Consider the following 13577-nt stretch of genomic DNA (forward strand, 5'->3'; position numbering starts at 1 on the left):
CTGTGCTGAAGAGAACAGTCTCAGCAGAGAATCTCCTGTTGCTGTCGATGGCCTTGTAGTGACGGCGACACTTCGGGATGCCAGCCCAGCTCGTCGGCCATCGCCCGCGCCTTGGCGGGGATGTCGCTGGCGATGAAGAGCCGATGCAGCATCTGCACCCCCAGCAGGTGGTTGATCACGGCATCCATCTGCACCCGTTCGGCATCGCTGGTGGCTGGGTCCTCGTGGCGGGCGAACAAGGCGTTGACGCCATCAGCGCTCAGGAGGCCGGCGTCAGCGATGGCCTGGTCATTGAGATAGGTCTTGGCCAGCTCTTTCATCTGCTGCCACTTCTTGGGCTCGGTATGAGCGGGTGGTGCCATGAAGGCGAATTTCTCGCGTTTGTAGAGCACCTCCGGCAGCAGGCCGGCCATCGCTTCGCGCAGCACGTATTTCTCGGTTTTGCCTTTGATGCGCAGCTCTGGCGGTACTTGCACGGCCACTTCCGCGAGATGGTGATCGAGGAAAGCCGGCCGCGCTTCCATCGAATGGGCCATGTCGACCCGATCGCCACCCCAGGTCAGGATCTGCCCTTCGAGCATGGTTTTGATCCACACGTATTGGGCGCGATCAAGGGCGTGACGCCCCTCCAGTTGCTCGGGGTTGAGTTGCTCGGCGATGGCTTGGCCGGGGGAATAGCCCTCCAGGGCCGTGCGATGGGCTTCCGCCAGCAGTGCCGGTACAAGAGGGGCACAGGCCAGCCAGGGTTGGAGGCAGCTGGGGGTGAAACCCACCACGGCCGTGAGGTGGGGATCCTCGATCTGTTCGGCCGCCAGCATCGCGCCCTGCACCAGGGCATTGGATTGATCCAGCAGCTGCTGGCAGGCGCGGCGCTCCTCCTCGGGGAGATCGTTGAGGCCATGCAGATACATATCGCGCCGGAAGGCGGGGTAGCCGCCGAAGAGCTCATCGGAGCCTTCACCGGTCATCACAACCTTGTAATCCACGTCGTTGACGTGGCGGCTCATCAGAAACTTCGCCACCGCCAGGGTGTTGTAGATCGTGCGCTCGGTATGCCAGATGGTGCGTTCCATCCAGCCATAGAGCTGCTCGCCCGACAGGCGCAGCACATCCTGCTCAGCCCCCGTGGCGTCGGCCATCTCGCGGGCGATCGGTGTTTCGTCGTAGCGCGCATCATCGAAGCCGATGGTGAAAGCCTTCACCGGGCTCTGGCTCACCGCCGCAGCTAGGCCCAGGATGGAACAGCTGTCGATCCCGCCGGAGAGATAACAGCCCACCGGCACATCAGCCACCATGCGCAACTCCACAGCCTCCAGCAAGGCGGCGCGGATCGCCTCGATGTGGTGCTGTTCACCCAGGCTGCGGTCGCGTTCACCGTCACGCGGGAAGTTGAGGTCCCAGTAACACTGTTCCGACACTTGCAGGGCTCCATCGCGCCGCTGCACCTTCAGCACGTGGCCGGGCTTCACCTGGTGGATTCCGGCGAAGGCGGTGCTGCCGGGCACCATCGTTTGCATCAGCTGATGGAACAACCCTTCGGAGGTGAAGCGCCGCTCCACGGACGGATGGGCGAACAGCACCTTGAGCTCTGAGCCGAACACCAACCCTTCGGGGGTGAGGCACCAGTACTGGGGCTTGATCCCGAAGCGATCGCGCACCAGATAGAGGCAGTCGTCGCCGCGGTCGTAGAGGGCGAAGGCGAATTCACCGCGCAGCTGCGGCAGCGTGCGCTCCAGCCCCTGCTGTTGGTAAAGGCGCAGCAGGATCTCGGAATCGCTCTTGCTGCTGAAGCGCACACCCCGGGCGGTGAGATCGGCGCGGATGCGTTGGAAGTCGTAGAACTCGCCGTTATGGGCCATCAGCAGCTGGCCATCGCTGCTGCTGAAGGGTTGGCGGGCGCGGGTTTCGTTCAGGTCGATGATCGAGAGGCGGGCATGGCAGAAGCCCACGCCGGCGTCCTCGAACTGCCGGATTCCGAATCCGTCTGGGCCGCGATGCACTTGGATCGCCGCCATGTTCACCAGCAGCTGGGGATCCACCGCTTGCTGGGGTGTGTTGTGAAAGATTCCGCCGATGCCGCACATGGTTCAGATCACATCCATCACACGGTCGGTGCGGTCGACCAGGCAGGTGAGCAGGGCCATGCGCAGAAACACCGCGCCGCGGGCCTGGCTGAAATACCAGTTGTGCGGTGTGTCGTCCATGCAGGTGCTCAATTCGGGGCCGCGAGCCAGGGGGTGGAGCACGATGGCGTCGCTCTTGTAGGGGAGATCGCGGGTGAGGCGGAAGTTGCTGCCATGCACCTCGTAGCTATCGCCAACCCAGGCAATGGCATTGATGTAAATCACATCCAGCTCCGGGATCTCGCGGTGCAGATTGGTGCTGAGTCGAATGTTCAGTCCCGCGTCTTGGAGCTCCTCGAGCTGCCCTGGATCGAAGAGTTGATCCGATGCGTGGGTGTTGGGGTCGTGAATGATGACGATTTCTTCCACGATTTGCGGGAATTTCGCCAGGATGTGCAGCAGCGATCGCACGGTGCGCATGCGATTCGGGATGCCAACAATGCCGATTCGAACCCGTTCTGAAGGGGCAACGCTGGTGTTGGCCAGGCTGGGTCTCCACTTGAACAAGGTGAACAGGTCGGCCATGGCCTGCGTGGGATGTTGATCGATCCCGTTGCCGGCATTGATGATCGGGATGCGCAGAGATTCGGTCATCTGGTAGACCGCTTCTGCGTGGTTGTCGCGCAGGACAACGCAGTCGCCGTAGTTGTTGAACATATGGGCGACGTCGGTGAGGGATTCACCCTTGGCGATGCCGGTGCTGCTGCGGTCGGTGATGTTGATCGAGTCACCGCCGAGGCGGTGCCAGGCGCTATCGAAGGAGAGGCGTGTGCGGGTGCTGGGTTCGTAGAAGGCGTTGATCAGGATTTTTCCCTTGAGCGGCGAATTATGTGTGATGTAGCGATTGGGATTGCTCTCGAATTTGGCCGCCAGCCGGAACAGCTGAAGCAGGGTTTCGGCGCGGAACGGACGGATCGACACCACGTGTTGATCCCGGAGGTCGAGCAAGGCTTCGCCGTCTTCCTGGATGTTGCTCAGCAGTGCCTGGGGTTGGGTGGCGCCGTAGATGTCGGGCCCAAGCGGTTGAAACCGTAGTGATGCAGCGGTGTCAGAGCGCTTTTCGGGCGAAAGTAAAGCCATGTCAACTTGAGGCAATAACGAGGCCGCTGAAACCTTGCGTGCCGTGAACGTGCAATATCCACACCCTGCACGACCGAGAGTCCGCTTTTCGCGGATCGCCGGTGAATCTTCAAACTACGCGCCAATTGGTAGCGGTTGATGCATAAAAGCGGTGAATCGCTTTACGATCAGACCCTTCAGGGTGTGAATTGCTTTACAGCTTTTTCACCACACGTTGTTCGATCGCCATTCGCGCCACCAGATCACCAGGAGCGCCAGAACGGCAAAGGCCAGGCCCGCCAGGCTGCCGAAAACCACTAGGCGAAGCAGGTTGAGGCTGGCTATCCAGGTGCTGTTCGCGAGGAGCGCTGAGGCCAGGGTTGGGTGCATTCGATTACTCCCCGCGCAGGATGTGCCATTGGAATTGTTCCGGCCGAAGGCTCGTGCCAACGGCCATCACCACGGCTGAGACCGCAGCGGAGATCAGGGCCGCGCAATAGGGCGCGATCTGCACATAGGCCGTGAGCCCAGCAGCGCTTCCAGCCACCATGGCTGCGATGGCGGCCTGGCGGTTGGCTTGCGGCCAATAGAGGCCATAGGCCACCGGCCAGATCGTGGAGGCCACGAGTGCGCCGGTGAAGAACAGCACCGATGCCAGTGAATCCAGCCTGGGCCAGGACAGGGCCAGGGTGATCAGGCCCAGCAGGACCACCACGAGCTTGGTGGCCTGGCGCAGCTGCGCATCGCTCAACTGGGGATTGAGCAGCTTGAAGATCACATCCTCAGCCACCAGATCGGCTGTGGAAGCCAGCAGAGAGTCGAGGGTGGAGGTGAGTGAGGCGAACACCACCACAAACACCAGCGCTGATCCCCCGGCGCCGAGCAGTTGCGAGGCCATCACCGGGAACACCATGTTCACCTGGGGCAGCTCGAGGTTGTCCGCCAGGGCCACCAGGCCGATGGAACCCGTCACCACGGGCACGGTCATCCAGGCCAGCCCGCCCAGGATGAAGGAGTTGAACACCACAGAGGTGCGGCTGGAGAACACTCGCGACCACCAGATGTTGTTGTGAAACACCTCTCCCATGGAGAAGAGTGCAGAGTTCCAGGCGATCAGCAGGCCCGCTGGGAGGAGCAGATTCAGCCGATCTGGGTGGCTTGCTGCCAGGTTGCTGTGCACTTGCTCCAGTGGAAAGCGCTGGAAGGCCAGCACCGCCACCACCACCAGCAAGCCCATGATCAGCAGCGACTGAATGAAATCGGTGCCCACCACCGCGCGCATGCCGCCGTACAGCGTGTAGATGGTCGAGACGCCAATCACAACCACCATGCCGAGTCGGTAATCAAAACCCGATAGGGCTTCCAGCAGGATGCCTGCACCCATGGCTTGTGTGATCAAGAACCCCAGGGTGTAGATCGCTGTGATCACCATGAACACCCACCAGGCAGCGCGCCCGTAGCGCAGCCGGATGAAGTCGCCGCTGGTACGGCCCCGGGGCATCAACTGTTTGATGCGAATCGCCAATGGCGCAAACAGGATTAAGCCCAACCCGGCCAGGGCATAGCTGAACATGCCCCAGAGCCCATTGCGGTAGCCGAATTCCGGTGCCAACAAGGTGGTGTTGCCCGTCACCCAGGAGGCCATCAAGGTGGCGGTACTCAGGGCCAGGCCGATATTGCGGCCCGCCAGCATGTAGTCGTCAGCATCGCCCTGACCCCGGCGACCCCAGGACACACCCAGGGCGATCCAGAGCACGGCGAAGATCACCACCAAGGCCCAGGCGATACCAGGCGAGAGCAGCGGTGTGGCAGCGAGGAGTGTCACGGCTCAGTCCTCCCCCCAGGGATTGCGCCCACGCCAGGACCAATGGCCCCGGAGGATCATTCCGGCCGTGGCGGCTGTGACGACGGCGCCGACGCTAAAGATCAGCAGTGCTTGTTGAAACTCATCCACAGGCTGTGGTTTGTTTGCAACACACTAGGGGCGTTGTTGTTGCGAAAACAAACTTACGCTTGGTGCTGATCAGTTGTATTCGCCGGGGATGTCGTTCTTGTGAACCGTGACCCGATCAAATTTTTTGCCGGAAACTCGTAGTAACTCATCACCGGAAAACTCAAAGCCGTGTTTCATGGCGATTTGGGCCACGTCGTCGGCGGTGGCGGCCGCCAACACGTCTTGCTTGAGTGCAGCGTCGCTTTGCAGCCGCGCCAGGAACGCCTTCAGTTGATCGAGAGACATGGCGCCGGCCGCTGCTGGGGCTCCAGTTTCACAGGAAGGGGTCGAGGAAGCTGAGGGGCCGGTTCATCGTGGCGGAGAAACCGAGGATGCCTGGATCCCGGTGGCTGTAGAGGAGGCTGTCGTCGGCATCGATCAGGAAGGTGCCGCCGCGTTGGGTGATGAAGTCGTTGCGGGGTACGTAGGTGCCCCAGTTGCCCAGCACCTCCGTCATGTTGCGCAGCCGCACGGTGGCGAGTTCAAACGGCCGTTGGAACCCCTCCCCACCAGCGAAGCGGAACAGCGGGCTGTCGATGCGCTGCGGGGCGTTGCGATCACCGGTGTAGCCCCGCAGCACCTCAGCCAAGGTGCCTGGCGATCCGATGCCGGCACACATCAACAACAACCCGGGCCAGGGGCCGCCTGGGGTTTTCAGGCCTTCGTAGAGCCCCAGCTCTCGATGGAGTGTGGGGTCGGCATCCACCTCCAAGGCGGTGCGGGGAAACCCGGTGTGGCGGCAGAACCGCTCGGCTCCGGCGGCGTCGCCAATGGCAATCGCCAGGGTGCGGATGCCAGCGGCTTCCAGCTTCGGCAGCTCTGGTGCCAGGGCCTGGGCGTACTCCATCGAGTCGAAGTCGCCAAGCTGGGTGAGCAGCAGCACCAGCCGGCGCACGCCTTGCATGTCGGCTGTTGCTTGCAGGCGTTGCAGCAGAGGGGCTGGGGCTTGCATGCCGCGGAGGCCGGTCGGCGACTCAAACTAACCAGGTGTGATGAACCCCATGGATCGCCGTCACTGGCTGCTGCTATTGGCCGCCATTGCCTGTATCGCCGGCCTGCTGCTCTGGATCGGTGAGATCGATCTGGGCATGGAAGACTCAATCACCCCGGCCCCAGCGCCTGCCGCTGCCCCCCAGTCATGACTGCCTTGCTGCTCACGCTCACCCTGGCGCTGTTCCACTGGGTGGGGCCGGTTCCCGCTGATTTGGGTGTGCACAGCGGTGCGCTCTCCCCCTGCGCGAGCCCAGCGCATTGCGCCCGTGCCGATTGGGCTGTGGCTGATCCGCAGGCGGCTCTCAACGCGTTGGTGCCGGTGATTGAAGCCATGCCCCGCACCGAAATCGTGGAGCAATCTGATGGCTATCTCCATGCCACTGCTACGAGTGTGTTCTTTGGCTTTGTCGATGATTTGGAGTTGTATGCCGACTCGGCGACGGGTGTGCTGCAGGCCCGTTCAGTGTCGCGGCTTGGTGATTCCGATCTGGGAGTTAATCGTCAACGGTTAACTGATTTGCAGCAGGAATTGTCTTGAGGTTTGTAACCGGATCGTCGCGTTCTGGTTGCTGAACCCAGCGCATCCCCTCAGGGTTGAGGTGGTTTGGTTCAACGCCATGAACGGCGCTCAAGTTCTGGTGAAGCTGCTGGAGCAGCACGGTGTGACCCATGTGTTCGGGATTCCGGGCGCGAAAGTCGACAGCGTGTTTGAGGCTCTCAGCGAGTCCTCCATTGAGCTGGTGCTCTGCCGCCATGAACAGAACGCGGCGTTTATGGCCCAGGCCGTGGGCCGGATGACCGGCACGGTCGGCGTGTGTCTGGTCACGTCCGGGCCGGGGGTGACGAACCTGGTCACCGGTCTGGCCACGGCTAACTCCGAGGGAGATCCAGTGCTGGCCATCGGCGGTGAGGTGCCGATCGACGATCGCTTCAAGCACACCCATCAGGCCCTCGATGGGGTGGATGTGATGCGGCCGGTGACGAAATACGCCCAGACGGCGCTCTCCATACACAGCTTGCCGGAGGTGTTCGGCAATGCGGTGCGGGCCGCTGAGAGCGGTCGCCCCGGTGCAGCTTTCCTGGGGCTGCCCAAGGATGTGGGCCTGGCGGAGTTCCCTGGCGAGCTCTCAGCGGGCTGGGCACGGCCGGTTCATCAGGGCGCCGCTGCTGCATCGGAACTCAGCCGGGCTGCTGACTTGATCAATGCCAGCCGCCGCCCGCTGCTGCTGCTGGGCATGCAGGCGTCGCAGGGCAGGTTGGCGGAGTCGCTGCAGGCGTTTGTGCGCGGCAGCGGCCTTCCCTACTGCGCCACGTTTCAAGGGCCCGGGGCCTGGGTGGCCCCGGATCAGTTCGCCGGTCGCGTGGGCCTGTTCCGCAATCAGCCCGCCGATCACCTGCTCGATGCCGCCGATTGCGTGATCACGGTGGGCTTCGATGCGATCGAGTTTGATCCGAGCCTCTGGAACACCGGCAACAGCCGGCCGCTGGTGGTGGTGGATGTGTTGCCGCCCGATCAGGATCAAGCCTTCCTGCCGAGCGCCGAACTGATCGGTGGCATCGATGCCAGCCTCTCCGCCCTGGCACCGCTGATCAAGGCGACGGTGGAGGAAGCCTTCCGAAGCAGTGGAGACACTGCTGCTGCCGAGCTTCATGCCACGGCGGCTGAGGGCGCCCAGCTTGGAGGCACGCCCCTTCATCCGCTGCGGGTGATCCATGAGTTGCGCCAGGTGGTGACGCCAGACACCACCCTGGCGCTGGATGTGGGCTCCCACTACATCTGGATGAATCGCTACTTCCCTGCCGGCCATGCCCGGCAGGTGTTGGTGAGCAATGGTCAGCAGACCCTGGGTGTGGCCTTGCCCTGGGCGATGGCCACCAATCTCTGCCGCCCAGGGCAGCCGGTGATCTCGGTGTCGGGCGATGGCGGGTTCCTCTTCACCGCCACGGAATTGCAAACGGCTACGCGGATCGGCAGCCGTTTCGTGCACCTGATCTGGAACAGCGGCAGCTACGACATGGTGGCGTTCCAGGAGCAAGCTCATTACGGCCGCACAGCGGGCGTGGAGCTTGGCACCTACAACGTGGAAGCCTTCGCCGAAGCGTTCGGCTGCAAGGGCTATCGCATCACAGCAGCCGATCAGCTCGGGCCAGTGCTGCGGGAAGCGCTGCAGCAAACCGTGCCTGTGTTGATTGATATTCCGATCGATTACTCCCAGAACCTCAAACTGATGCAAAACGTGCATCAAGACTTCATTCACTGAGGGAGCCTTTGTGATGACATGTCGCCCGGATTCCCACCACGAGCTCCATGTGCGCTTGGGTGATGGCTTGTATCAAGCTCTCCAGGAGCGCTGTCGGCGCACCGGTGAAAGTGCGAGCCATGTGATGCGCGAGGCCCTGGCTGAATGCCTGGATCTTGAGCATCACACCATTTATCAGGTGTCCACCTCCGGCGCCCTGGTGCAGGGGGTGTATCAAGGCTGCGTCACCGTGGGGGAGCTGCTCAAGCACGGCAACTTCGGCCTCGGCACTTTCGATGGGCTCGATGGTGAGGGGATCCTGCTGGATGGGGTCTGCTGGCAGGCCCGCTCCGATGGCACGGTGCAGCAAGCGCCCCATGAAGCTCTAGCTCCGTTCTGGGCGGTCACGCAGTTTCAGGCTGATCACAGCGATCGCCTCACGGATCTCACCAGTTGGGCTGATCTCACCAGCCGGCTCGATCAACTCCGCGACAACGCCAACTTGTTTGTGGCGATACGCCTGCGCGGGGTGTTCGAGCGGATCCGCTATCGGGTGGCCTGCAAAGCGGAAGCCGGTGTGGATCTGGTGAGTGCCACCAACGCCCAGGCGATGTTTGATCTGGAGAATGTGACTGGCACATTGGTGGGCTTCTGGACTCCCACCTACGCCCGCACGATCAACGTGCCGGGCTATCACCTGCATCTGCTCAGCGACGATCACCGCCACGCCGGCCACGTGCTCGAACTGCAGAGCCGTGAGCTGCAGCTTGAGCTGCATCGCGAAAGCCATCTGCAGTTGGTGCTGCCAGAAACGCCGGCTTTTCTCAAGGCCGATCTGAGCGGGGATCCGGCGGCAGCCCTGGCGAAGGCAGAGGGGGATCACCCCTGAGACATCCGATCAGGGATTGAGCCGCTCTTCCGCCCATGCCTGATCCGACCGCCAGCGGCGGCGCTGGTGGGGATGGCCGGTGAGTTCCAGCAGCTCCACCTGCTCGATTGCAATGCGCACCAGCTCAAAGCAGGCCGGCATCGGGCTGCCATCGGCCAACTCGGCTGGAAAGGCGGCATCGGCCTCAAAGGATGCGCCGGGTTCGGGCCAGCCCCAAAGGGATCGGGCTCCTGGATGGAGCTGTTGCCAGTGCTGCTGGCTGGCTTCCTCGATCACCTGCGGTGGCATCACCAGGCGCTGGCCCCGCAGGCGGAACTGCGAGCGGGCTTTGGGCAGGAGCCAGCACAGTTCCACCCGTGGTTCGGCCGTGAGCTCCGCGCTTTTGCTGCTGCGGCGATCGGTGAGCAGATCCAATTCAGCGGGGCCAGCCCAGCCCCGAAACACCAGGGTGCGAACCCTCGGGGCGCCATCGGCTCCAAGGGTGGCCAGCTGCAGCCAGCGGGCCTGCGGGGATCGCCCCTCCCGCTGGCGAGCGCCGCGCAGCAACGGTCGCCAGGGGGGGAGGGACATGGATCGTCAGCCGACCGGAGGGGTCTTCAGTAGATAGCCACTGTCGACTGTGCTCTCTGGTAGCGGCTGGCTTTCCTCGTTCGGAATCATCACCTCCACATAGGCCGCGCTGTCGTATGCGTCGATCTGATCGAGCACCAAGTCGAGTTCGGCCACTGTGCTCACCCGGGCGCTGATCCAGTTCTTGCAGCCGAAGGCCTCCGGCAACAGGTGATAGTTCACCGGGGCCAGGTCGTCATAGCCATGGCCGCGCTCGCTGAGCATATCCTCCACGCCGTAGAGGCCGTTGTTGAGCACGAAGATCCGCGGCTTCACGCCGTAGCGGCCCATCACGGCCAGTTCATTGAGGGTGAGCTGGTGCGCCCCATCGCCGGTCACCATCCAGGTTTGGCCGGAGGTTTTGGCCATCGCCACCCCGAAGCAGGCCGGAGTGGCCCAGCCGATCGAGCCCCACAGGCCCTGGCCTTCGGCGCTCACACCTGCCGGCAGCAGCACCTTGTTGAGGTAGGTCATGCAGGTGCCGGTTTCGATCACCAGCGTGTCGCCGGAGCGCAGCCGCCGCTGCAGACGTGGGTAGAAGCTGGCGGAGCTGGTGGCATCGCCGGGCTCACCCACCAGCGGCATCGCCTCGAGCTTTAGGCCGTGATCGTTGCAGCGGGTGGTGACGCGTTCGCACAGGGCGTTGAGCACATCATCGATCGCCACATTCACGAACACCTTGCCGCCGGCGCGCACGAAGTTGTCCTGAATCGACACCACCTTGGCGGGGTCATAGTTGCCGGTCCACAGGCCGGTGTTGAGTTCGGTGGTGACGATCCCGCCGACGTCGAGCACGAAGTCGGCATGGCCGATCAGATCGCGCACCTCGTTCGACGATGACCAGTCGCCGGCATAGAGCCCCGCATATTGCGGCATCGCTTCGTCGATGGTGCCCTTGTCGTTCGGGGTGAGGGCGGTGGGCAGGTTGGTTTTGCGGATCAGTTCCAGGGCCTGCTCGCGCACGCCGTAACGGCTCACCAGGTGGGTGAGCACGGCCACAGGCCGCTGCGCAGCGGCCAGTCGGGCCAGGATTGTGGCCACTGCCGCTTCCAGTTCAGCGGGCACGCTGTGCTGCCGTTTGATCGTCGACAGTGGTTGGCCGGTCACAGGTGCGCCCAGAACCGGCTGGCCGCCGTTCACCTCCGAGATCACCAGGTAGGCCGGCATGCTTTGGCGCAGGGCATCGCGGATTACTCGCTCCAGCTCATCCACGCAGTTGTCGGGCGTGAGCACGGCGTTCACACAGGCGGCTTCTGCGGAGAGGGCCTGGAAGCGGTCGTAGACCGCATCGCCCAGGTTGTGGTGGGTGATCAGCCCCTGCTTCTGGATGCGTTCACTGGGCATGCCCACCAGATGGAACACCGGCAGGCGATGGGCTTTGCTGCCCATCACGCCATTGATCGCCGAGAGCTCACCCACGCCGTAGGTGGTGGAGAGGATCGCCGCACCGCGGATGCGGGCGTAGCCATCGGCGGCGTAGGCGGCATTCAGCTCATTGGCGCAGGCCACCCAGGAGAGGCCGGGCACCTGCTCGGCTGCATCGTCGATGGCGAATGGCGTAGTCGCCCGGTACTCCGAAGATCCGATCGAGGCCGAGCTGAGACAGACGGCTGAGGGTGTACTGGGCAACGCTTGGAGCAGCCATGGCCCTGAAGTGATGGTGAGGGTTCTTACATGGCTTAGCGGGTCTGGTTGCGGTCGACTCTGAAGAGAATCAGGCAATCCGGCTAGCGCTCAATCAGGCCTTGGATTGAAAGCCTATTTACTCTTTTGGCGGGGCCTGTTCTGTTGTGAATCGATGGCTTTGCTGACAGGTGTGACTGGTTGATCTAGATCTCGGTGAGTGATTGCTTGGGAGTCGGGCGTTGTCGATCGGTCGTCCGCGGATTCTGGTGGCTTCGCGCATCCTCACCATGGATCCTGCCTGCCCCATCGCAACGGCGGTGGGGGTGAGCCCGGAGGGTCGCATTGCGGCGGTGGGCGATCTAGCCAGCTGCCAGAGGCAATTGCCGGATGCGGAGGTGATTGATCTGGGTTCTGATGTGCTGTTGCCGGGCTTTGTGGAATCCCACTCTCACCCTGTTCTCTCTGGGGTGGGAACGCAGCCTCCGGCTTACTGGATTGCGCCTTATGTGGGCTATCCCACCTGGAAGTCAGTGACTGATTTATTCGAGAAACTGCAAGCTGAGGCTCCAGCTGGTCAGGCCTTGCTCTTTAATGGTTTTGACAAATTGCTGCATGGCGCTCCACCGCCAACCCGTGAGGTTCTCGATCGCTATTTCCCGGATCGTGAAGCGCTGGTGGTGGATAACTCGGGGCATGGAGCGTATTTCAATTCGGCTGTGATCGATCGCATGGGGTGGACCCAGGCACCGCCCCCTGACCCTGTGGGGGGCTCCTTTGGTCGGCATCCTGATGGCACGTCGAATGGTCAGGCTTTTGAAGCGCCTCCGTTGATGTTGCTGATGGAGGCCTTGATGCCAGATCTGGTTCCGCATCCTCTCGCCTCGGCGGCTCAGTGGTACGCCTTAATGGCAGGAAATGGCATCACCACGGTCTCGGAGATGACCTACAACAGTTCGCAAAAACAGTCGTTTGAGGCCCTGGCGCAATTGCCTCACTGTCCCTTGCGCGTCTCCCTCTATCACGTGTCGACGGCTGCCGATTGTGCTGGGCCGTGGGAGTCGGATGTTGCGCCTGAGATGCTGTGCAAGCAAGGGATCAAGCTGTGGGCCGATGGGTCCCCCTGGGTGGGCAACATCGCGCTCACATTCCCTTACCTCGATACGCCGGCTGTGCGAGCCGCTGGTATCAAGCCTGGGGTGCCGCAGGAGATGAATTATTCCCGTGAACAATTGGATCAGATTCTGGATCAACTGGCTGGCGATCGCCTTCAGTTTGATTTCCAGGATCAAAGCTCAATTTGCACGCAGAACTGGCAGATGGCCATTCATGTGAATGGTGATGCGGCCTTGGATGTGGTGCTGGATGCCTTTGAGGCGGCCCTTAAACGCCACAATCTGCTGGGCACGGATCACCGCTGGCGCTTGGAGCATCTCGGTGCAGCCAGGCCGGATCAGCTTCGTCGGGCGGCTGGTCTTGGGGTGTACGCCTCCATGGGGCCATTCCAATTCCAGTACTGGGGAGATTTATTGGATGGAGAGATGTTTGAACCGGAGCAAGGATCCCAGTGGTGCCGCGTTAAAGATGCCACGGAGGCTGGCCTTAGGCCCTCATATCACAACGATGGTTCGGTGAGCCCACCCTCACCGCTTGGCAATCTGAAAACGGTTGTCACGCGCACCACACAGTCCGGCGCCCTGCATGGTCCTGAACAGCGGGTCAGTCTGGATCAAGCTCTGCGCGCGCAAACGATTGATGCGGCCTTCATCCTGGGCCGTGAGCACGAGATTGGCTCGATTGAAGTTGGCAAGCTCGCCGATTTTGTTCAGCTTGATGTTGACCCCCACGATGTGGATCCGATGCATCTCGAAGACGGGATCAGTGTGCAAGCGACCTGGCTGGGCGGTGAACGCCTTGACATTGCTGCCTTTGAGCGCGCGGCTGGGGTGAGTGATCCTGAGCCCCATCGCCATTTAGCCACGGCTGTGGTCAGACGGTGTTGCTGATCAAAACCTCCCTCTCAAGAGCCATTCACAGCTTGCTTTGTT

Annotated in this window: 13 protein-coding genes; 5 read left to right on the forward strand and 8 right to left on the reverse strand. The window is 62.4% G+C overall.

The window, feature by feature from the left end; genetic code table 11:
* Positions 1-20: 20 nt before the first annotated feature.
* From asnB to CB0101_RS00430, 6 genes are all read right to left on the reverse strand, one after another.
* Complete coding sequence (asnB, locus tag CB0101_RS00410) at positions 21-2084, reverse strand: asparagine synthase (glutamine-hydrolyzing) (protein WP_010310016.1); 2064 nt, start codon at positions 2082-2084, stop codon at positions 21-23.
* A 3-nt stretch (positions 2085-2087) separates the two neighbouring features.
* On the reverse strand, positions 2088-3203 hold the full coding sequence (locus tag CB0101_RS00415) for an aspartate carbamoyltransferase (RefSeq protein WP_010310013.1): 1116 nt from the start codon (positions 3201-3203) through the stop codon (positions 2088-2090).
* Positions 3204-3407: 204 nt separating this feature from the next.
* A complete protein-coding gene (locus CB0101_RS15150; RefSeq protein ID WP_010310008.1) occupies positions 3408-3572 on the reverse strand; it encodes a hypothetical protein in 165 nt (54 codons plus the stop codon).
* A 4-nt stretch (positions 3573-3576) separates the two neighbouring features.
* Entirely contained in the window at positions 3577-5007 is a 1431-nt protein-coding gene (locus CB0101_RS00420) for a sodium:solute symporter family protein (protein ID WP_010310005.1), read from the reverse strand.
* A 198-nt stretch (positions 5008-5205) separates the two neighbouring features.
* The gene (locus tag CB0101_RS00425) at positions 5206-5421 is read right to left on the reverse strand and encodes a Nif11-like leader peptide family natural product precursor (RefSeq protein WP_010310003.1); all 216 of its coding nucleotides are present in this window, start codon (positions 5419-5421) and stop codon (positions 5206-5208) included.
* 28 nt (positions 5422-5449) lie between these two features.
* The gene (locus CB0101_RS00430) at positions 5450-6127 is read right to left on the reverse strand and encodes an AhpC/TSA family protein (RefSeq protein ID WP_010310001.1); all 678 of its coding nucleotides are present in this window, start codon (positions 6125-6127) and stop codon (positions 5450-5452) included.
* 49 nt (positions 6128-6176) lie between these two features.
* On the opposite strand from CB0101_RS00430, the gene CB0101_RS15155 reads away from it, so the two are divergent.
* From CB0101_RS15155 to budA, 4 genes are all read left to right on the forward strand, one after another.
* A complete protein-coding gene (locus CB0101_RS15155; protein WP_010309998.1) occupies positions 6177-6317 on the forward strand; it encodes a hypothetical protein in 141 nt (46 codons plus the stop codon).
* Positions 6314-6706: a DUF1499 domain-containing protein gene (locus CB0101_RS00435; protein WP_010309997.1), complete on the forward strand. Its 393-nt coding sequence runs from the start codon at positions 6314-6316 to the stop codon at positions 6704-6706. The genes CB0101_RS15155 and CB0101_RS00435 overlap by 4 nt, the downstream gene beginning before the upstream one ends.
* Before the next feature lie 79 nt (positions 6707-6785).
* Entirely contained in the window at positions 6786-8429 is a 1644-nt protein-coding gene (gene alsS, locus CB0101_RS00440; RefSeq protein ID WP_010309995.1) for an acetolactate synthase AlsS, read from the forward strand.
* A 13-nt stretch (positions 8430-8442) separates the two neighbouring features.
* Complete coding sequence (gene budA / locus CB0101_RS00445; RefSeq protein ID WP_043717833.1) at positions 8443-9297, forward strand: acetolactate decarboxylase; 855 nt, start codon at positions 8443-8445, stop codon at positions 9295-9297.
* Between the two features lie 9 nt (positions 9298-9306).
* On the opposite strand, the gene CB0101_RS00450 is transcribed toward budA, so the two are convergent.
* Together CB0101_RS00450 and CB0101_RS00455 are read right to left on the reverse strand one after the other, a co-directional pair.
* Complete coding sequence (locus tag CB0101_RS00450; protein WP_029553040.1) at positions 9307-9867, reverse strand: pyridoxamine 5'-phosphate oxidase family protein; 561 nt, start codon at positions 9865-9867, stop codon at positions 9307-9309.
* A 6-nt stretch (positions 9868-9873) separates the two neighbouring features.
* On the reverse strand, positions 9874-11535 hold the full coding sequence (locus tag CB0101_RS00455; RefSeq protein ID WP_246833793.1) for an alpha-keto acid decarboxylase family protein: 1662 nt from the start codon (positions 11533-11535) through the stop codon (positions 9874-9876).
* Between the two features lie 263 nt (positions 11536-11798).
* Between CB0101_RS00455 and CB0101_RS00460 the strand changes: the two genes are divergently transcribed.
* Positions 11799-13535 carry an amidohydrolase gene (locus CB0101_RS00460; RefSeq protein ID WP_136643899.1) on the forward strand — a complete coding sequence of 579 codons (1737 nt, stop codon included), beginning with the start codon at positions 11799-11801 and terminating at the stop codon, positions 13533-13535.
* The last annotated feature ends 42 nt before the right edge of the window (positions 13536-13577 follow it).

This window comes from Synechococcus sp. CB0101 (assembly GCF_000179235.2).
In the GTDB taxonomy this organism is placed as follows: domain Bacteria; phylum Cyanobacteriota; class Cyanobacteriia; order PCC-6307; family Cyanobiaceae; genus Vulcanococcus.

Bases quoted from the DNA above. Each gene is read 5' to 3' on its own strand.
- asnB (WP_010310016.1), bottom strand. From the start codon at position 2,084: ATGTGCGGCATCGGCGGAATCTTTCACAACACACCCCAGCAAGCGGTG.
- CB0101_RS00415 (WP_010310013.1), bottom strand. From the start codon at position 3,203: ATGGCTTTACTTTCGCCCGAAAAGCGCTCTGACACCGCTGCATCACTA.
- CB0101_RS15150 (WP_010310008.1), bottom strand. From the start codon at position 3,572: ATGCACCCAACCCTGGCCTCAGCGCTCCTCGCGAACAGCACCTGGATA.
- CB0101_RS00425 (WP_010310003.1), bottom strand. From the start codon at position 5,421: ATGTCTCTCGATCAACTGAAGGCGTTCCTGGCGCGGCTGCAAAGCGAC.
- CB0101_RS00430 (WP_010310001.1), bottom strand. From the start codon at position 6,127: ATGCAAGCCCCAGCCCCTCTGCTGCAACGCCTGCAAGCAACAGCCGAC.
- CB0101_RS15155 (WP_010309998.1), top strand. From the start codon at position 6,177: ATGGATCGCCGTCACTGGCTGCTGCTATTGGCCGCCATTGCCTGTATC.
- CB0101_RS00435 (WP_010309997.1), top strand. From the start codon at position 6,314: ATGACTGCCTTGCTGCTCACGCTCACCCTGGCGCTGTTCCACTGGGTG.
- alsS (WP_010309995.1), top strand. From the start codon at position 6,786: ATGAACGGCGCTCAAGTTCTGGTGAAGCTGCTGGAGCAGCACGGTGTG.
- budA (WP_043717833.1), top strand. From the start codon at position 8,443: ATGACATGTCGCCCGGATTCCCACCACGAGCTCCATGTGCGCTTGGGT.
- CB0101_RS00450 (WP_029553040.1), bottom strand. From the start codon at position 9,867: ATGTCCCTCCCCCCCTGGCGACCGTTGCTGCGCGGCGCTCGCCAGCGG.